The organism is Glycomyces harbinensis (genome assembly GCF_900101745.1).
Lineage (GTDB): Bacteria > Actinomycetota > Actinomycetes > Mycobacteriales > Micromonosporaceae > Glycomyces > Glycomyces harbinensis.
In genome coordinates, this window is record NZ_FNAD01000006.1 from 319,404 (window position 1) to 338,625 (window position 19,222).

A 19,222-nucleotide genomic window follows, 5' to 3' on the forward strand; every position below is an offset into this window, starting at 1 on the left:
GCCGGTGATTCGGGTTCGCGGTGCCGGTCAGAACGGTTGCGGTGGCCGTGCGGCCACCGCAACCGCTCTGACCTGATCGGTCTGAGTACGCACGTAGTTCTGGAGCTGCGCGTCGTCCCGCTTGTGGGCGTTGCGGCTCAGGATCTCCAGATGTTCCAGGGCGCCCTCGACATCGTTGAGCCGCAGATAGCACTCGACGAGCAGCTTGCGGTTCACGTCGGCCGTCGACGGCGTCTCGAGGCTTCCGCGTTCACGCAGTTCGTCGAGATAGTCCGCGTCGACTTCCGCGGCGTCGACCGCGTCTTCGAGGCGACCGGCCGCGAAGTACCCCTGCGCGAGCCAATGCCAGTGCATGGTCGGCACCCCGCCGGGACGCTCGGCGGCGATCAGCCGCTCCAACGCCGGCACGGCCTCGGCCTCCCGGTCGTCGCCGATGAGGCCCCGGGCCTGCGCATAGCCGAAACCCACCCGCACCAGATGCGGTGTGTCCGAAACGAACCGGGCTATGCGCTCGTCGATCTCCCGGCGGTAGGCGGCCGTGGTGCCCGCCTCGGAATGGGCCGACTCGAGGTAGGAGAACGCGCGGACCACCTGAGCCGGCCACTCCGCGTCCAGCGCGGCGTCCCGCATCGTCGTGGCCAGCGCCATGACCTGCTCGGGCGGCGACTCCTGCCGCACCGCCCGGTGCACCTGGTGGCGCACGACGAGGGCGACGACATAGGGGTCGCCGGACTCGGCGGCGTGTTCAGCGGCACGAGCCAGCGCGCGGTCGGTCTCTTCCAGGTCCGACCCCGCCATCACGTTGGCGAACGCGAACTCCGCGAGCGCGGCCGTCTTCGGGTCGGGCAGTTTGATCAGCACGTCGCGCATTCCGGTGACCAGTGGCACCGCGTCGTCGAGCTTCTCGTTGTCGGCCATCCACATCGCGACATCGCACAGGCAGAGCGCCATGCCGACCACGTCGTCCTCGGCCTGGTAGAGCCCGGCCGCCTCGTGCAGATCGGATCCCGCGTCGGGTCCGTCGTTCAGCAGCGCCAGCAGATGCGCACGGCGGGCGGCCAGGTGCGCAGGCGGGCGCCCGAGCGCCCGGAGGTGGTCGCGGGCCGCGGTGCGCTGCCCGCGGTCGCGGTGCCATTCGGCTCGGGCCAGCAGCTCTTCGGCCGTCAGGCCCGCAGGAATGCCGTCGGTGAACCGGTAGCTCGCGGCGCCGACGCGGACCTGTGCGACCGGTGGCGCGGCGAGGCGGGTACGAACCCGGTCGCCTTGGTCCGTGGTGCCGTTGCGCGCGTCGAACCGCGCCGCGAGATCGAGTGCGATGCCGCGCATCCGCTCGAGCAGCTGCGCGGCGTCGACGTACTCGTCCTCGTCCTGCTTGGCCCAACCGACGGGCTCGTCGCCGCGGCCGGCGTCGACCATCTGCCGCATCAGCACCGCGACGGCGGCGGCGAAGTCCATCTTCCCGGTCGGCCGGTTCAGGGTCGCGAAGCCCCACATCATCATGCTGAGCGTCTCGAGGCCCGCGTCGAGGTTCCCGGTGAGCGCGCAGAACTCGATGAGCTTGCCGCTGTACTCGTAGCGGTACACGTCGCGGGTGATGCCGCGGCGGGCGAGCCGGAACGCCCGCCGGGCCTCGGCGTCCCGTCCCAGCCGCGCCAAGGGGAGCAGCATGTCGATCTGCACCGGCACCGGGGGCTCGTCGAAGGATCGCGCGCCGGCCAGCACCGGGGCGGCCAGCTCGTACGCCGCCGCGTCGTCGCCGCGGTCGGTGAGCCGGTCGACCTGCAAAGCGAAGTCCCACATCCGCTTCGGGTCCGGTCCACCCGCGGCGTTCCACTGCCGGAAGTAGTGCTGCTCCTGCTCCCAGTCCGCGGCGATGTGCGCCACGGAGCGGCGGGTCGCGTACACCTCCCGGAGGTTCTGGCCCGCCGCCCGGTAGCGCTGTTCGACGTCGTCGAGCGCGGCGTAGATCCGGGGCAGGCCGATGGCCGGGAACTCGGCCATCGACTGGACGACCCAGCAGTACCAGGAACGCAGCTCCGCCTCTTCCTCCGGACCGAGTTCGAGCCTGCGGGCGTCGTGCTCGGAGAGGCAGCGGGAGAACAGGGGGAAGGCCCGGTCCCATTGCCGCCCCACGCAGTACGCGTTCGCCAGCGCATGCCGGGCGGTGAAGGCGAGCCGGGCGAAGCCTCCGGCTTCGGCGCTGTCGACCACGTCCTCGAGCCGCGCCTGCCGTATCTCGAAGTCCTCCACCGCCTGCGCCGCCTCCAACGCGGCCCACAACTGCAGTTCGTGGTGGCACATGCGTCTCCTCCCGATCGCCGCGACTCGCACGATGAATCACGCTCACACGGCAGGGATCATTTCACAGGGTCGAAGGTGCGCCTGGGCAGGTGACCTTCGAGGCGTGTGGAACGACTGTCACTGTGGGAGACTGGGCTTTGAGGTGGTGTATCGATGACCCTGATCGAATTCCCCATCGGTGGCGATGGAGAAGGCACGGTCCACGTGTTCATGGCCGATGAGGAAGGCGCCGGCAGCCTGACCCGAGTCGGGGCGAGTGAGCGGCTGGTCATGACCGCTACGAGGACTTGGAGCCGAGCGCTCGACGGTATGCGCTTGGCGGCCGAGGGGACGCTGGAGCAGTTGCGGAGCATCGATCCGGCACCGGACGAAGTAGAAGTGACGTTCGGAGTGGCCATGGACGGCAAGGTCGGGGCTTCAATCGTCTCAGGCGGCTCCGGGGCACACCTGAACGTGAAGGTGGTCTGGAAGAAGCCGGAAGTCACGAAGCCCGGCCCAGGCTAGGCCCGTGGCCGGATCCGCCGACCTGTCCGAGCGCCCACCCTGGCTAGTCCGCTTCCCCTACTTGAGCGGGGAGCGCGTCGCCGGAGCCGGGGTGCTGGTCGACCAATACCACATCGTCACCTGCGCTCACGTGGTCGATCTGCAGTCAGGGCGAACAGGCCCGGTAGCATCGCGTCGAGAGGCGCCGGCGGCCCTAGCCCGCGTGGAATTCCCCTTCGGGTTGCACCGGGGCGCCTTTCACGCGAGGACTGTTCTCTGGCTTCCGGTGCAGGACAACGGCGATGGTGACATCGCAGTACTACGACTGGAGCATCCGCGGCGGGGGATCGAAGCGGCTCCGCTTGCATTCCCGAATGGGATGCGTGGGCATCGCTTCTCTGCTCATGGGTTTCCTGAGGGTGAGCGCATTGCGCGGGAGGCGACCGGCATCCTCCGCGGGGCCAGCGGCGAGTTCGGCAACTGGGTCCAGCTCGACGCGGATGGCATGACCGGGTGGGCCATCGGGCCCGGTTTCTCGGGGGCACCTGTGTACGACCATGAAGCCGAGGCGGTCATCGGCATAGTCGCGCTCCGAGACGGACACCGCTCCGGACACTTGCTGCCGAACCGCTACCTGAGCGAGCACTGGCCCCGGCTGCTCGCCTGCGATGGGAGTCTCGCGGAGCCGACGAGCACCGAGCTTCGAGCCGATTCGGAACCGAATCGACTGGAGTTCGGCTCGAGTCCGCCTGTCCTCGAATCGGAGCGGACGCCTTCGCATAATCTCACGGCCTGGTCCGATTACTGGAACCCCGCCGGCGCGGGTAGTGGATTCGTCGGGCGCGTCGAGGACATGGCAGCATTGGAGGAGGATCTCACGGGTTCCTCCGCTGTAGTGCAGGTCTGCTCGATTGGCGGATTCGGTGGAATCGGAAAGACTGCGCTCGCAACAGCCTTCGGTGAGAATCACTCGGCAGATTTCGACGGGCGAGTGTTCTTTGACTTTCAGTCGTACTCCTTGAACGCCCAGCCCATCAGTGCGGTGCAAGCGCTTCGTAGGATACTCCCGGTAGTGCTCAATCAGGATCCGAAGCGGATTGCGATGTACAGTGCAGAGGAGCTGCTGACTCTCTGGCATAGCGCTACCGCCAACCGACGGATTCTCATGATATGGGACAATGTCAGTTCGTCGGATCAGATCGAACCGTTGATTCTTAGGGGCCGGGGTTGCGCGACGATCTATACGACCCGCCAAGCCCTGCTCCTCGAAGGCGGTTCCAAGACCATCCGGCTCGACGTGTTGAAAACTGAGGACGCGGAGGCGCTGTTTCTTCAGGTTGCGGGGAGTGATCACGATAGAAGCCGGGTCAAGGAGTTGGTGCTGCGTGACCTCTGCGTTCCAGTGCTCATCAACTCCCACGCTCAGGGAGTCGTATCCGGGAAATGGTCTCTCGCTGACATCGTCTCGGATCTTCCTCCCGTCAGTGAAAGTAGAAGGAAGCACGCGGCAAGACTGCAAGCATCGCTATTTGAGCGACTGTTCGCCTCCTATCGTCGATTGGATCCATTGCAGCGAGTCGCGTTCCGCATATTCGGATCGTACCCGGGAAGGGCTCTCTCGATCGGTACTCTCGCCGGAGTGCTCAAGTGTGCTGTCGAAGATGCTGAAGAGCTGATTCTGCAGTTGGTCGATGCCGGGCTGGCGCAGCGAGAGGACGACCGCACCACTCGGACTCCGAGGCATCTGAGGACGTACTTCGCCCATGACTTGATTCGGGCGTTCGGTGCCAACCAGGCATTGCAAGAGTGTTGGATCCACGGCCGGGCCAGAGATGATCGTGCTCTCGTATGGTCTGGCCTGCGGGAGTATTACTCGCATAGGCTGGCGAGTTACCAGTCCTCAGACTACGATTGGTTCTTCCTTGAAGCGGAAGCAATCCGAGAGGTTGCATTGGGGGAAGAGGACATCGCGACTGCGGAATTCGCGAATCTCGCCGCCGCACGGTTCTTCGCCTCCGGACGGGCAAATGTCTCTCGGGAACTGTTCGGCCACGCTGCGAAGATATTCTGGAACGCCGAAGACGATTTCAACTATGCCGCGGCGCTCCGTGCGACCTGGGAATCACCGCATGTCGGTGGAGAGGAATATGCTCGGCGAGTAGGAAGGCGGTTCATGAATGTCAAGAGCGCGACACTTGCCGCGACCGGCTTTGATCCGGATATATGGATCAGAGGAGACATATTTCTTCTCAAGTTCAAGCCCGATGAGGCGGAGGATGCTTTTCGGACCGCTCTCGAAGCCTGTGAATTGATGGACGATGCGGAGGGGTCTATTGCGGCCCGGTTGGGATTGGCGGATTCCGAGACGGTCGAGGCTTCTAGGCGCCTGACATACAAGTTCAACGACGACTTCGCGGGTCCTCTCAGTTTGCTTTTTGCTGCGGAGCGTCTTTATCGCGGCGCTCTGAGGTCTGCGCGGATTATCAACGACAAGGCCGGAGAAGCTGCAGCGCTCGCTGGGCTCGGGAATACAGCTATCTACATTACCACCGGGGGAGTGCTGTGGCCGATCTTGGAACGCGCCCGGGGTATTGAAATGTCTCAAAGTTCGGGTGATCTCGTCGAATGGCCCAACTTGTATCACGAGCGAGCGCTTGAGCGCCCGATCGGTGGCAACGCCGACACGGCATTGGATCTGAAATCTGCCAAGCGCCACTTCGAAGATGCCCTGAAGCTGTTCCGAGCGCGACGAGATTATGTCGGCATTGCTGATATTTACATCGGGATCGGAAATATGGCAATAGCTCAGAACTCTCCGGACCTCGAAGAAGCTGAGAAAGCATACTCGACGGCACTGGCTACATTTGAAGAACTGGGAGACGGATTTGGTGTAGCTCGCAGCAGTTTGGGGCTCGGCGACGTGGAGTTTCTGAAAGCCCACCACGCCGACTCTCACCTCAGGCGCTACATCCGTCACTACGCCAAAGCGATCCGAGACTTTGACGAGCTGCATCTCGGTGAGTGGTCCGCGCGGGTTCGTCGGTTTCTTGCGGCGACGCTCCGTCCCCTTGACGGCTGAACGTTCAGTCTGAGTGCGCTTCGGCCCCGAGCGAGGTGACGCCCGGTGATCCCGCGTGCGGGATCACCGGGGCGTCGCCTCGGTTTCAGCGGAGGCCGTAGGCGCGGGTCGTGGTCTGGGTGACCTCGGTGCCCGCCTCGTCGGTGGCGGTCATGCGGGTGGAGACGTACTCGGCGTTCGCGGGGTGGTCGAGTTCGACCGTGCCGGTGCTCTCGTCGATGTCGATCTCGGTCCAGGTGCGTCCGTCGTCGTAGGACACCTCGAAGGTCATCTCCCGGGCCGTCACGGCCTCGCCCTCGACGTTCGTCAGTTCGAGGGTGAGCTCCTGGTGGCGGTCCTCGGTCCAGCCGCCGTCGACGCCGTCGACATTGAAGCCGACCGCCGGGAGGGCCACGACTTGGTAGCCCTCGGGGTTCATCGCGGCCGGATCGAGGTCGAAGGTCCATTCGACCGCGGATGTGGTGGCGAACGGCCCTGTTTCGGCGGTCTCCTCACGCGTCCCGTCGACCGCCAGCGTGTAGCGGCCGGCGGCGGCGCCGGTGAGGTCGAAGCCGAAACCGGCGGACGGATCGATGCCGGTGACCTGGTCGACCTGCTCGCCGTCCAGGAGCAGGGTCGCGTCGCCGGTGTATCCGATGAGGTTCACCCGCTCGCCGTTGACGCTGGCGCCCAGGTCGGCGAAGCCTTCCGACTGCGTGACGCCGTCATCGTTGTAGAGGGGCATCGCGCTCGCGCCGGCCGTCAAGGGGCCGTGCGGGAACGTCCGCTCGGTCTCGCCGGGTTCGAAGACGAAGTTCGCCCGCTCCTGGAAACCGTCCACCAGGTCGTCGTCCGCGTCGTACCGCCCGCCTTCGATCAGGTTGCTCCACTCGATCGCGGGATCGGCCGTGAAGAGCTCGAGGCGCTCGGAGGGGAACGACCTGTCCGTCAGGAAGCAGATTCTCATGCCGATGGATTGGACGGCGTGGTCGCCGATCTTGCAGGTGAGACCGTCGGCGTCCTTGCCGAAGCCGAGGTACTCGGTCTGGACCGCCGCGAGTTCGTCGTCGGCGACGCTGAAAGAGGTGTCGTCGGGAATGCCGCCGTGCTGGGCGAACGTGAGGTTGTACTCGTAGGGTCCGCCTTCGGTCCCGGTCAGCGTCTGCTGGTACCGGAAACCGAGGTCGTACCCGGGCACATCGGCTTGCGGCATGAGGTAGTGGTCGATGGCGTCGCTGTCGAAGCTGGTCGAGTTGACGCCCGAGCCGTCTGGAGCGATGGCGTCCAAGGCGAGGACGCTGCCGGCCTGTGTCGCGTCAGGACGTTCGACCTCGACGGTGACGGGTTCGGCCTTGCCGCCGTCGAGAAGGAGGCCCATGTCCTGGTCCCCGATCACGACATGGCCGATGCCGTGGATCGACTCGGCCGCCTCGGTGTCGGTGGCGTCGTTCCCGAACGAGTAGGTGAGGAGGTAGGTGCCCGGCGCGAGGTCGGCGGTGGCGTTGCCGTCGGCGTCGAACTCGAGGGTGCCGTTGCGGTCGACGTCGGCGGTGTCGTACCACCGGACGAAGTTGTTGCCGGGAACGCCACCGGACCGGTCCGTGATGGTGACGGTGAACGTCTGAGCCCCTTCGACTCCGGCGTCGTCGGTCGTCGGCGGCAGGCCCGCGTACTGCTCCAGTCGGGACGTCTCGACGTCGGCGGCGTCGGCGTGGCCGTCGGCGATGAGCCCGGTGATGTTGTAGCGGCGGGAGTCCTCGGCGCCCGAGCGGAGTTCGTCGGCCCGGTCTCGGGGGACGATGATCGTGTCGCCGCTGCCGTCCGCGGCCGGGACCGCGAGGAATCCGACGTCCTCGCGGCCTTCGGCGGGCAGGACACCGATCGTGCCGTCCGGTTGCATCCGAACCCGGTCGCCGGTCGGCAGCAGGACCGTCTCCAGGGCCTGGCCCGAAGTGTCAAGGGCCGCAGGCAGGTCCGTCTGGCCGCTCGCGGGTTCCTCCGCGGTGGCGAAACTCGCGCTCATGACGGTGGCGCCCGCCGCGAACAGCACGGCGACACCTCCCGCTGCGAAGGCGAGCAGTCGGCGACGGCGCACAGCGCCGCCGGACGGCTTGGGAGGCGACGAGGAGTCGTCGTGGTTCGTCATGGCGTTCGACCTTTCAGTGTTGGTGCGTCGCGGTGCGGCGGCGCGGATACGGTTCGGCATGGTGCATCAGCTTCCGGCCTTGTCGAAGCGGCGTGTCGAACGGTCCAGGCCCAAGATGAGCACGGCCCCCACGACCAGGTGCATCGCGCACAGCACCACCCGGGACTCGGTGTCGACGGAGCTCGTCAGCGGACCCGCGAGCGACACCGCCAGTGTCGCCGCCGAGATGATGAGCCAGGTTCGCCTGGGCCGCTTCGCCTTTCGTTCCAGTATCGCGAGCAGCGCCCACGCCGCCGACCCGGCGATCAGGCTCGACACGACGATCGCGACCGGGCCGACGACCTGCTCGTCCCCGTTGAGCAGGACGGTCGGCAGGATGCCGCCTACGAGGCCGGTCAGGACCCAGACGGCGAGCGACGCGACGGCGACTGCGGCGAGCGCGAGCATTCGGCGACCGGCGGTGCGCGGTTCGGCGGTGATCTCGGTGGACATGTGGACTTCCCTTCGGTGACGGCCGGGGCTGGACCCCGGGACTGCGCGGCGACTCGGCGCCGCGCCACTCCTCACAGCCTTGCCGCGCAGGGCCCCTCGCCGCATCGGCCGCTGCGCGACCGCGCCCTCGACTTGTGTCGACGCGGAAATCGACTTTGGTAGGTGTCCCCGATCGATGAGGCGTGCCTAGGCTGGGCCGGTGACGAACAGGCCTCCTTGCGGCACCGATTCCCGAAGCTCGCCGCCCACCGCCGGGGTGGTCGGCGCGCTCGCCGTTGCGGTCGTGCTGACCGGGGCGACCGTCTTCGGCGAGTACGTCAGCGACGAGACCGGGTGGCTGCCGGGCTTCGACATCGCGATCGGGGCGGTGAGCCTGCTGGTCTCGCCGCTGCTGCTGCGACGACCGGTCGGCGCGACGGTGCTGCTCGTGACGCTGACCGCACTGTCGCCCGCGGCCACGCCGTCGGCCGCGATGGGCGTGCTCTGCGTCGCGCAGCTGTCCCGGTTTCGCGTCGCGGCCGCCGTGGCCGCGGTCGGATTCATCGCCCAGGCCGTGCAAGGCGTCTGGCGCGGCCAAGCCGGCATCGACTACGGCTGGTGGCTGTTCCTGGTCGCCATCGCGTTCGGTGCGCTGCTCGGCTGGGGCCGGCTCGCCCGGGACCGACGCGCACTCATCCACTCCCTGCGCGAACGCGCACGGCGCGCCGAGGCCGAGCAGGGGCGACGCGTGGCCGAGGCCCGGATGCGGGAGCGCCACCGGGTCGCCAGGGAGATGCACGACGGACTGGCACACCGGTTGTCACTCCTGGCCACCTACGCGGGCGCCCTGGAGTACCGCCCGGACTCCCCTCCCGAGCAGCTCGCCGGAGCCGCCGGAGTGATCCGCGCCGGAGCGCATGAGGCACTGAACGAGCTGCGGGAGGTCATCACCGTGCTGCGCGAGGATGCGAAAGACCGCGACGTGCTGCCGCAACCCGTGCTCGACGACATTCCCCGCCTCATCGACGAGTCCCGAGACGCCGGTGCGGCAGTGGAACTGCGCGACGCGGCGACCGGCGGGGACGCCGTTCCCGACATCGTCGGCCGCACCGCCTACCGGATCGTCCAGGAAGGACTCACCAACGCCCGCAAACACGCCGCGGGCCAACCCGTCCAGGTCCTCCTGGAACGCCAGTCCGGGGCCCGACTCGTGATCGACATCCGCAATCCGCTGCCGCCGGACCGATCGGCCGCACCCGCCGCGCCCGGCGGCGGCTTCGGTCTGATCGGCATGGCGGAACGGGCACGCCTCGCGGGCGGGAACCTCGACCACGGGACGAGTCCGCCCGGCGAGTTCCGAGTCCGGGCCTGGCTACCATTGCCGACGTGAACGCTCCGCTGCGCGTGCTCCTGGTCGACGATGACGCCATGGTCCGGGCCGGTCTGTCCATGATGATCGACGGCGCCCGCGGCATCACCGTGGTGGGCAGGGCCGTCGACGGCGACGAGGCGCTCTCGGCCGTGCAGGACTCCAATCCCCACGTGGTGCTCATGGACCTTCGGATGCCGCGCGTGGACGGCATCACCGCCACCCGCCGGCTGCGGCGACTGCCGAACCCGCCGGAAGTGATCGTGCTGACCACCTTCGACGCCGACGAGGACATCCTGCACGCGTTGCGGGCCGGCGCCAGCGGCTTCCTGCTCAAGGACACGCCGCCCGAGCAGATCGTCGCCGCGATCCTCAGCGTCGCCGCGGGCGACCCGATCCTGTCCCCGCAGATCACCCGCCGGCTCATGGACCGGGCGGCCGCCCAGACCGACGCCCACGTAACGGCCAGCGCCGCGCTGGCCGGTCTCAGCACGCGCGAGCACGAGGTGGTCCTCGCGGTGGCGCAAGGCAGGACGAACGCCGAGATCGCCGCCGAACTGTTCATGAGCGTTGCCACCGTCAAGGCGCACCTCACCCACGTCTTCGGCAAGCTCGGTCTCAACAACCGGACGCAGATCGCCGTGCTCGCCCGCGAGGCGGGCCTGGTCTGAGCGCTGCCCGTACGGGTCGGCCGTGAGCTGGTGGTACGACACGTCGACCATCCGATCGGGCGGAACCCCGAGGCGCGCCAGGCGACCCTGCTCGACCATCCACGACAGCGAGTCGAGCCATTCGCGACCGATCTGATGCGCAGCCGGTTCTCCATGCGCAACTGGAGTTCCGAGACCGTCCCGGCCCATCCCAGATAGGACAGGTCGCGCACCTTCGCGAACCGGTGCAGCAGCGCCCGGTAGTCCTCGACGAAGTCGCGGTCGATGTCGGCGCCGACGCCCGCGCCGCGGATCAGGGCCGGCGCCGACCGAGCCCTGATCCGCGGGGGCGGTCTACCACCGGAGTTCGGGATCCCAGCGCAGCTGCGCGCCTCCTCGCTCGAGGTCGTTCTGGAAGTCGCCGAGTCGACGCGGGTCGGAGCGCACCGTCGACGGCTCGACCTTCCGGTCGAGGCAGTACGCGGCGAGCGCGCCCACCGCCTCGCCGATCGACCACTCGACCGGCTGGAGCCGGTAGCTGCCGTTCGAGATGTGCGTGGTGCCGATGTTCTTGGCGGCGGGGAGGAGGTTGCGCACCCGCTGCGGCAGGAGTGCGCCGAGGGGGATCTCGAAGGGCTCCGGGAGGCCGCCGCCGCCGGCGCTCGAGCCGGTCGTGGCATGGCGGTCGATCCAGTAGTAGTGCCCCACGCCCACCGTGTCCGGGTACCGCTCCGCGCCCCGGCCGTCGCGGAACCGCCGGTCGAAGTCCTGCTCGAGGATCGTGCGCTGCGCTCGGATGCGGCGGGACTCGCGGAAGTACGGCAGCATCGCGAAGCCGTCGGGGGTCCCGGTCACGCGCGGCGCGAGGCGCAGGCCGGGCCAGCCGGTGCCGCCGTCGGGCCGCGGGGCCTCGGTCTGCAGCCAGTAGAGCAGCGACCTGCTCAGCGACTTCGAGCGATCCCAGTGCACGGCAACGTCATCGGTGCCGAAGAGCGGCCCGCCGACGTAGTCGTTCATGGGCCAGTTCACGATCACGATGTCGCTCGCGTACGCACCGTCCTCGAACTGGCGCCGCGCGGCGACGCGCCGATAGTTCCACAGCTCGGGGGCCTCGCCCATGTTGCGGTGATCCACATCGATGGCGAATGGGTCGTCGTCGGCGTTCACGTTCAGCGTGTACTCGCGGGCGATCGAGCCGTCGTGCGCGGCCCGGCGGAATCCGAGCATCTTCTCGCCCGCGAGCTGGGGCGGGCGCCAGTCGCGGAAGAACTCGTAGTCGTCGGGCCGGTCGATGACGTGGTCCTCGCCGGCGAGGTGTTCGATCGCGAAGCACCAGGTGACGCTCTGCATGTCGAGGGGATCGCCGGTCTCCGGGGCGCCGGGCTCGCCGGTCTCGCCCCGCCCCTCGCGCCCGGTGACGAACTCGACGCCGCCCAGTTCCAGCAGGTCGCCCAGCTCGGTCGCGTCGAGCACGAAGGGCGCGGTGAGCTCGCGGGCATTCCCTTCGCGGTCGCGCACCGTCACCGCACTGATGAGGTCGCCGTCGGCGTGGACGGCGACGGGGACCGTCTCGAGCATCAGGGTGAGCCGTCCGGACGCCTCGTACGGGCGCAGCAGATCGTGGATCACCGCGAGGACGACCTTGGGCTCGACGCTCAGCGGGCTCACCCACGCCGCGCCCGGATTGAGGCGCCGGTCCGCTCGCGCGGCCGCGGTCAGCGGGTAGTAGGTCCGGTAGCGCTCGCGGACGAGTTCGCGGAACCGCGCGTAGCTGCGGTTGCGGCCCGTCGTCTCGATCCGGCGGTGCTCGTCGCTCGGCACGAGCTGCGCCGTCAGCTGTCCTCCGAGCCAGGGTGTCCGCTCGGTCATGATCACCGACCTGCCTCGGCGCAGTGCGGCGAGTGCGGCGGACACGCCACCGACTCCGCCGCCGATGATGAGAAGATCGGCCTGCTGTTCATTCACGGGAAAACCTCTTTCTTTCCCGGGAACTCTAGGTAATTTTATCGGCGTTTTGCAAGTAAAATCTCTAGAGGTGACGAGTTCGCCATAGAATGCCAGCACTGGAAGTGAATCGAAGGGATGCCCATGCGCGAGAAGGACCGTCGGCCGTCGCTTGCCGAGGTGGCAAACGAGGCGGGTGTCTCGATCTCGACCGTGTCGAAGGTCGTGAACGGGGCGCCCGACGTCGCCGAGGACACCAGGGTGCGGGTGGAGACCGCCCTGCGCGACAAGCAGTACCTGTCGCCCAAGCAGCGCTCCCGGAGCGATCTGGCGACCGTGGTCGTCGTGCTCGCGAACTCCAGCATGTCCTCGCCGCTGACGGTGGAGATCCTGCGGGGGACGATGCGAGCGGCGCACGAGGCGGGGCTCGAGCTGGTCCTCCTCGACCTCCCCGACGGCGCGCCGGCCGCGGGGTGGCTCGACCGCACGAAGCGGAACGGTCCCACGGCGGTGGTCGTCTTGAAGTCGCGGCTGCGCACCGAAGAGCGCGCCAAGCTCGCGAAGAACGGGGTGCCGCTCGTCGAGGTGGACACCTACCAGCTGCCGGACAGTGATTCGTACTCGGTCGGCGCGACCAACTTCGCGGGCGGCATGGCGGCGACCCGGCATCTGCTGGCGCTCGGGCACACGCGCATCGGGTTCCTCGGCGGCATGGCGGACACGCAGGCGTCGATCGCCCGCAAGCACGGGCACCTCGCGGCGCTCGCCTTCGCGGGGCTCCCGGCCGGTGACGACATCATCGAAGAGGGCGACTTCACGTACGAATCGGGTCTGCGGACCGCCCAGGAGCTCCTGAGCAGGGCCGATCCTGTCACGGCGATCTTCGCCGCGAGCGACGCGCAGGCCGCGGGCGTCCTGGAGGCGGCGCGCCTCGCCGGGCTGTCGGTGCCGCGCGACCTCAGCGTCATCGGCTTCGACGACCAGCTCGTCGCCCGGATGACCGCGCCGCGGCTGACGACCATCCGCCAGCCGTCGGAGGCGATGGGCGCGTACGCGGTGGAGGTCGCCCACAAGCTCCTGCTCGGCGGGGCGCCGCCCACGTTCCACACGGACCTCGCGACGGAGCTCGTCGTTCGCGACTCGACGGCGCCGCCGCAAGGTCTCGAAAATACTTCTTGATTTTCTCGGTAACTCTGGTACTTTTTCTTTCTACGCGCTATGCGGCGCGTCATGAGTCCGAAGGAGTACTTCATGCGAGCTACCCGATCCCGAGGGGCGGCAATCGCGCTCACCGGTGTTCTCGCGGTGTCCCTCAGCGCATGCGCGGGCGGCGACGACGGCGCGTCAGGCCCGGCCGACCTGAAGATGGCGCTCTGGTCGTCGAACGAGGACCACCTGGCGCTGCTGCAGGAGATCGGCGACGCCTACGTGGCGGAGCACGGCGACGAGGTCGCGTCGATCACGTTCGAACCGGTCACCAATCCGGACTACATCGCGGGGCTGACGACGCAGATCGCAGGCGGGGACGTGCCCGACCTCGCCTGGATCCCGGAGGCGAGCGGGCCCGAGTTCGTCGACTCCGGCATCCTCTACGACGTCCGCGAGACGCTCGAAGGCACCGAGGGGTACGACCTCGACGACATCATCCCCGCAGCGCTCGAGCCCTGGCAGGACGACGCCGGCGGCGTCTACGCGTATCCGTTCTCCAACTCGCCGATCGCGCTCTACGTGAACGAGACCCTTCTCGCGGAGGCCGGCCAGCCCGACGTGAAGGCGCTCGTCGGCACGCCGGAGTACACGTGGGAGACGGTCACCGACATCGCCGCGGCGACGAACGGAGCGACCGGAGCCTCCGGATTGAACATTCCGACCTTCAACCCCACGAACTGGAGCGCGGTCACGATGCTCGGGAGCGCGTGGGGCGCGGCGCCGTGGTCTGAGGACGGCGCGACGTGCGAGTTCGCGTCGCCGGAGATGATCGAGTACCTCACCTGGTACCAGGACCAGATCGCGCGGGGCGCCATCCCCGCGGTCTCCGGGAACGCCGCGCCGGCCGCGTTCGCGAGCGGCGACGTCGCCTTCAGCGTCGCGCAGCTCAGCCAGTCCGGCAGTCTCGACGACAGCTTCGAGTGGTCCTTCCTCCCGCTCCCGGCGGGCCCGGAGGGCTACCACCCCATCGTGGGCCAGGCGGGCGTGAGCGTGCTCGAGCGCAGCGAGCGCAAGGAAGAGGCGGCCGGGTTCCTGGCGTACCTGACGAACTCCGCGAACGCCGAACTGCTCGCGCAGTTCTTCCCGCCGCCGCGGCAGTCGCTCCTCAACGTGGAGACGCTCTCGCAGGCCGCGCCGAAGCTCTCGCCCGAGGAGATCCAGACCGCGATCATCGACGTGGTTCCCGAGGCGCAGGTCAAGCCGCAGCACTCGGTGCTGTCGCAGTTCTCGGACGCGGTCCGCGCCGGGCTCGACCCGGTGTGGTCGGGCGGCGACGTCGAGTCCGCGGTGAACGAGATCTGCGAGCAGATCTCGCCGACGCTCGAGGGGTGACCCGAGTGACCGCACTCGCTTCCGCGGCGGAAGGCGGCAGAGCCGCGCCGCGCCGGCGGCCCCGCCCCGATCGGGACCGCTGGCTCGGCGCGGCCTTCGTCGCCCCGCAGGCCCTCGGCGTCATCGTCCTCGGGGTCGTCCCGTTCTTCTTCGTCATCTGGTACAGCTTCAACGAGTGGCGGCCGCTCACCGGGCAGATGGAGTTCATCGGCCTCGAGAACTACTCCCGCCTCATCGCGGACCCGACGTTCTCGGCGTCGGTCCTGGCGAGCCTCCTGTTCAGCGCGGGCGTGCTCGTCCTGAACCTCGTGATCGCGATCGGCCTCGCCGTGCTCCTCAACCGAAGGATGAAGGGCACCACCGCGTTCCGCACGATCTTCTTCTCCCCGGTCGTCGTCTCGGTCGTCGCCTGGTCGGTGACCTGGGGCTTCCTCCTCGCGCCCAACGGAGGGATCAACGGCGCACTGGACCTCCTCGGCGTCACCGGGCCGAACTGGCTCGCCGATCCGTCCACGGCGCTGATCTCCCTCGTGGTGGTGCAGGTGTTCAAGGGCGTCGGCATGAACATGGTCCTCTTCCTCGCGGCGCTGCAGAGCGTCCCGGAGGAGATCCGCGAGGCCGCGCAACTGGACGGCGCCTCGCCGTCGAAGTCGTTCTGGTCCATCACCGTGCCCATGATCGCGCCGACGATCCTGCTCACCGGCATCCTCACGACCATCGGATCGCTCGAGGTCTTCGCGCCCGTGCAGCTGCTCACCGGGGGCGGGCCCGGCGATTCGACGAACGTCCTGCCGTTCTTCCTGTACCGCACCGCGTTCATCAGCCAGCAGTTCGGCTACGCGAGCGCGATCGGCGTCGTGCTGTTCGCGATCATCCTCGCGCTGACGATGCTGCAGTGGACCACCCGCCGGAAGTGGGTGCACGATGAGGTCTGACGCATCGCGCGCGGCGAGGAGCCGTTCGAGGGCCACGACCGTCACGCTCTACGTGCTGCTCGTCGTGGTGTCCGTCCCCTTCCTCTATCCGACGCTGTGGATGTTCTTCTCCTCGTTCAAGCCGGCGAACGAGATCTTCCTGCAGCCGCCCGCCCTGCTGCCGCGGGAGTGGACGCTCGACGGGTTCGCTCAGGTGTTCACCGCGCAGCCGTTCGTCCAGCAGTACGGCAACTCGATGTACATCGCGGCGATCGTCACCGCGGCCTCGATCCTGCTGTCCGCGATGGCCGGCTACGCGTTCGCGCGGATCCGCTTCCCGCTGCGGAACGCGGTGTTCACGCTCATGCTCGCGGCGATGATGGTGCCGACCGAGGTCACGATCATCCCGATCTTCACCGCCGTCAACGCGATGGGGCTCAACGACACGCACTGGCCGCTGATCATCCTGCCGATCTTCGGGCCGACCGCCGTGGTCTCCGTCTTCATCTTCCGGCAGCACTTCCTCAGCTTCCCGACGGAGTACGAGGAGGCCGCGAGGCTCGACGGCGTGAGCCGAGCCGGGGTGTTCTTCCGGATCGCCCTCCCGCTCGCCAAGCCGGCGATCGCCGCGGTCGGGATCATGGCGTTCCTGCGCTCGTTCAACATGTACTTCGAGGCGCTCATCTTCCTGCGCACGCCCGAGAACTTCACGCTCGGGCTCGCGATCACCCGCTACCAGGACTTCTACGGCGAGCAGATGTGGAACACGCAGCTCGGCGCGGCCTCGCTCACCGTCGTCCCGATCCTCGTGGTGTTCCTCATCGCGCAGAAGCAGTTCGTGCAGGGTCTCGCGCAGACCGGGCTCAAGGGATGACCTGAGCCACCTCAGCGGCGGCGCAGACCGGGCGCCGCCGCTGACCGCAACGGCCCGGTCGAGAGACAAAGGAGTCCAAAACCATGCATGAGCCTGAGAAACGCCCGCCGATGCCGCCGCCGCTGAGCCGCCGGCACTTCCTCATGGGGGCGAGCGCGGCCGCGGCGATGGTCGCCATCGGAAACGCCGGAGCGCCCGCGGCGATGGCGACGTCGCAGGGCACGGTGCTGCCGCTCGTCGCGCCCCTCCCGGCCGGTCGACCCGTCCGGTCCCAGTTCGCCTCCAACGAGCAGGTCCTCGCGGCGTACCTGATGATCCTCGCACCCCTCGCCAACAGCGTCCGCGACATCGCACCGAACTACGGGTGGATGGAGGACGGCTGGCAGCGCAACCCGAACGAGCCGTACAACGCCCGCATCATGGAGCACGTCGCCACGCTGTCGTGGTTCTACGCCAACGACCGGACCTGGAACCCGTACTACCGCGACCCCGCGCTGCTGGGACGCCTCGACGCCGCCCTCGGCCACTACCTCTCGCTGCAGCACGCCGACGGGTCCTACCCGGAGTACTCGCCCACCGAGCACCACCTGTCCCCGACCGGCTTCGGGACCGTCGCACTCTCCGCGGTGCTCCGCGACCTCCGCGCCGCAGGCGAGCTCTACGACCGCCGCCTGCAGATCCGCGACGCCCTCCGCAAGAGCTCCGCATGGCTCGTCGACACCTCGCGTCCACACTGGAACCGGCCGGTGCAGTTCGCCAACCAGGTCCTCGCGGGACTGTCCGGAGTTGCCGAAGCGGCGCACATCCTCGGCGAGCCCGCCGTCAGCGCCTCCGTGCCCGACCGGTTGCAGATCCTCCTCGAGGACGGCCAGGCTCCCGCGGGGTTCTTCCACGAGCCGGTCGCCCCCGACGCCGGGTACAACTTCGAAGTCATGCTGCCCGACCTCGGCGCGCTGTACAAGCGGCTGCCCGACCCGGCGATCATCCAGCTCGCGGAGCGGTTCGCCGAGTGGTGGGGGTACATCGTGGTCATGGAGCCGGGCCGCAACGAGGGGTTCATCCTCTCCGCGACGAGCGCTCGCAACATCGTCCCGACCTTCGAGACCACGCCCGAGGACGACCTCGACCGCAGCGCGCTCGCCCGCACGCTGGTGCCGCACGTCCCCGCGCTGGGCGCGTTCTTCGCCAGCTCCGAGGAGAAGACGCAGGCGCGCGACGCCTGGCGCACGTCGAGTGCGCCGGTGTCGCCCAGGCAGAAGCAGGACTCCTCCCCGCGCCTGTACATGCACGTCCCGCAGGCTCCCCTCGGGGTCACCAGCGCCCAGCGGAACGCCCGGGTCGCAGAGCAGCGCTACCGGCAGGAGAACACCTTCACCGAGCTTCGCAAGGGCACGCTCGACCAGCAGTACGTGTTCGTCCGGCGGCCCGGGTACTACACCGCCGCCGTCTACGGCGTGCGGCCGAACGCCCTCCAGCGCATGGGGACGAACTCGTTCTGGCACCCCACCGCGGGGATGCTCGCGCTGACGGTCAACAGCACGGGCCCGGACGACTGGACGACCGTCGCGGACACCGTCGGGACCGCCTCGTCGCGCGGGCCGGTGACCGCGACCCATCACGCCGGGGCGAGCGCCTCAGGCGCCGTCATCTCCCCGGACGCGCTGACTGGGTACACGGGAGTGTTCACCACGAAGTACGTGACCGCCGACGGCGCCGTCAGGACGGACGTGACGCACCGCGCCGACGGGATCAGACGCGTGCTGACGACTCCGGGAGCGTCCCGTGAACGCATTCCCCTGATCGTCGGCACCGAAGACCAGGTGGTGTTCGCGAACGGCACCGCGGCCCCCTATGGACAGGAGACCATCACGGTCGCCAAAGGGCTGACGCTCACGCGCGGAGGCTTGCGGTTCACCATCGACTGGGGAGCGGACCGGGAAGCGAAGTACGCGCCGATGGACCGGTCGTACCTGGGCAATCGCACCCATCGAATCCTCACCATCAGCTTCTCGGGCACGCTGTCGGTCGATCTCCGCGTCACTCCGGTGAGTTGAGCCGGCTCCGGCCGAGGGCGAATGCACGATCACCCTCGGCAACGACCGGGCGACCCGTTCGGGCCGCCCGGTCGTCTCTCCTCATCTACCGGAGTAATGCGATCCGCCTAGGCGAGGTTCCAGCGTTGGTTGGTGCCGCCGTGGCAGGCCCAGAGCTGGACCAGAGCGCCGTTAGCCGCCGAAGCACCCGCGACATCCAAGCACAACCCCGACTGCGCGTTCGTGATCGAACCGTTCGCATTCACGTTCCACCGCTGATTCGCACCACCGTGACACGACCAGATGATCGCCGCCGTCCCGTTCGCACTGCTCCCGCCCGAAGCGTCCAGACACTTCCGAGACCCACCCGAATAGACCGACAACTCACCGGCCGCCGTATGCGTCCACTGCTGATTCGCCCCCGTCCAACAGTCATAG

14 protein-coding genes are annotated in these 19,222 nt (G+C 68.3%); 9 read left to right on the top strand and 5 right to left on the bottom strand.

Translation table 11 applies throughout. The annotated features are described in order from the left end of the window. Positions 1–27: 27 nt before the first annotated feature. Entirely contained in the window at positions 28–2,301 is a 2,274-nt protein-coding gene (locus BLQ63_RS12805) for a hypothetical protein (RefSeq protein WP_091034808.1), read from the bottom strand. A 153-nt stretch (positions 2,302–2,454) separates the two neighbouring features. Here BLQ63_RS12805 and BLQ63_RS12810 point away from each other — a divergent pair, with 153 nt between their 5' ends. Continuing rightward, complete coding sequence (locus BLQ63_RS12810) at positions 2,455–2,805, top strand: CU044_2847 family protein (protein WP_091034811.1); 351 nt, start codon at positions 2,455–2,457, stop codon at positions 2,803–2,805. Positions 2,806–2,896: 91 nt separating this feature from the next. Beyond that, a complete protein-coding gene (locus BLQ63_RS12815; protein ID WP_281187809.1) occupies positions 2,897–5,863 on the top strand; it encodes a S1 family peptidase in 2,967 nt (988 codons plus the stop codon). Positions 5,864–5,948: 85 nt separating this feature from the next. Here the strand turns inward: BLQ63_RS12815 and BLQ63_RS12820 are convergent, their stop codons facing one another. Beyond that, positions 5,949–7,988 (bottom strand): hypothetical protein, encoded by a 2,040-nt coding sequence (locus BLQ63_RS12820; RefSeq protein WP_091034816.1) that lies wholly within the window; start codon positions 7,986–7,988, stop codon positions 5,949–5,951. 66 nt (positions 7,989–8,054) lie between these two features. Continuing rightward, positions 8,055–8,480, bottom strand: coding sequence for a DUF6069 family protein (locus tag BLQ63_RS12825; RefSeq protein ID WP_091034819.1), 426 nt, complete (start codon positions 8,478–8,480; stop codon positions 8,055–8,057). A 199-nt stretch (positions 8,481–8,679) separates the two neighbouring features. Between BLQ63_RS12825 and BLQ63_RS12830 the strand changes: the two genes are divergently transcribed. Both BLQ63_RS12830 and BLQ63_RS12835 read left to right on the top strand, forming a co-directional pair. After that, a complete protein-coding gene (locus BLQ63_RS12830) occupies positions 8,680–9,849 on the top strand; it encodes a sensor histidine kinase (RefSeq protein ID WP_091034821.1) in 1,170 nt (389 codons plus the stop codon). After that, on the top strand, positions 9,837–10,499 hold the full coding sequence (locus BLQ63_RS12835) for a response regulator (protein ID WP_091034824.1): 663 nt from the start codon (positions 9,837–9,839) through the stop codon (positions 10,497–10,499). Before BLQ63_RS12830 ends, BLQ63_RS12835 begins: the two co-directional genes overlap by 13 nt. Positions 10,500–10,832: 333 nt before the next feature. Here BLQ63_RS12835 and BLQ63_RS12840 read toward each other — a convergent pair whose 3' ends face one another. After that, positions 10,833–12,443: an FAD-dependent oxidoreductase gene (locus BLQ63_RS12840; protein WP_091034826.1), complete on the bottom strand. Its 1,611-nt coding sequence runs from the start codon at positions 12,441–12,443 to the stop codon at positions 10,833–10,835. Between the two features lie 123 nt (positions 12,444–12,566). Here BLQ63_RS12840 and BLQ63_RS12845 point away from each other — a divergent pair, with 123 nt between their 5' ends. The 5 genes from BLQ63_RS12845 (at position 12,567) to BLQ63_RS12865 (ending at position 18,805) form a co-directional block, all read left to right on the top strand. Then, on the top strand, positions 12,567–13,601 hold the full coding sequence (locus BLQ63_RS12845; RefSeq protein WP_177154913.1) for a LacI family DNA-binding transcriptional regulator: 1,035 nt from the start codon (positions 12,567–12,569) through the stop codon (positions 13,599–13,601). Positions 13,602–13,673: 72 nt separating this feature from the next. After that, positions 13,674–14,963 (top strand): ABC transporter substrate-binding protein, encoded by a 1,290-nt coding sequence (locus tag BLQ63_RS12850; protein WP_177154914.1) that lies wholly within the window; start codon positions 13,674–13,676, stop codon positions 14,961–14,963. 5 nt (positions 14,964–14,968) lie between these two features. After that, positions 14,969–15,898 (top strand): carbohydrate ABC transporter permease, encoded by a 930-nt coding sequence (locus BLQ63_RS12855; RefSeq protein WP_091034940.1) that lies wholly within the window; start codon positions 14,969–14,971, stop codon positions 15,896–15,898. Then, positions 15,888–16,751, top strand: coding sequence for a carbohydrate ABC transporter permease (locus BLQ63_RS12860; protein ID WP_091034834.1), 864 nt, complete (start codon positions 15,888–15,890; stop codon positions 16,749–16,751). The genes BLQ63_RS12855 and BLQ63_RS12860 overlap by 11 nt, the downstream gene beginning before the upstream one ends. Before the next feature lie 83 nt (positions 16,752–16,834). Continuing rightward, positions 16,835–18,805 (top strand): twin-arginine translocation signal domain-containing protein, encoded by a 1,971-nt coding sequence (locus BLQ63_RS12865; RefSeq protein ID WP_143014866.1) that lies wholly within the window; start codon positions 16,835–16,837, stop codon positions 18,803–18,805. A gap of 107 nt (positions 18,806–18,912) precedes the next feature. On the opposite strand, the gene BLQ63_RS12870 is transcribed toward BLQ63_RS12865, so the two are convergent. Next, a partial coding sequence (locus BLQ63_RS12870) for an RICIN domain-containing protein (protein ID WP_143014867.1) occupies positions 18,913–19,222 on the bottom strand: 310 nt, incomplete at its 5' end.

Bases quoted from the DNA above. Each gene is read 5' to 3' on its own strand.
- BLQ63_RS12850 (WP_177154914.1), top strand. From the start codon at position 13,674: ATGCGAGCTACCCGATCCCGAGGGGCGGCAATCGCGCTCACCGGTGTT.
- BLQ63_RS12810 (WP_091034811.1), top strand. From the start codon at position 2,455: ATGACCCTGATCGAATTCCCCATCGGTGGCGATGGAGAAGGCACGGTC.
- BLQ63_RS12825 (WP_091034819.1), bottom strand. From the start codon at position 8,480: ATGTCCACCGAGATCACCGCCGAACCGCGCACCGCCGGTCGCCGAATG.
- BLQ63_RS12820 (WP_091034816.1), bottom strand. From the start codon at position 7,988: ATGACGAACCACGACGACTCCTCGTCGCCTCCCAAGCCGTCCGGCGGC.
- BLQ63_RS12845 (WP_177154913.1), top strand. From the start codon at position 12,567: ATGCGCGAGAAGGACCGTCGGCCGTCGCTTGCCGAGGTGGCAAACGAG.
- BLQ63_RS12805 (WP_091034808.1), bottom strand. From the start codon at position 2,301: ATGTGCCACCACGAACTGCAGTTGTGGGCCGCGTTGGAGGCGGCGCAG.
- BLQ63_RS12860 (WP_091034834.1), top strand. From the start codon at position 15,888: ATGAGGTCTGACGCATCGCGCGCGGCGAGGAGCCGTTCGAGGGCCACG.
- BLQ63_RS12865 (WP_143014866.1), top strand. From the start codon at position 16,835: ATGCATGAGCCTGAGAAACGCCCGCCGATGCCGCCGCCGCTGAGCCGC.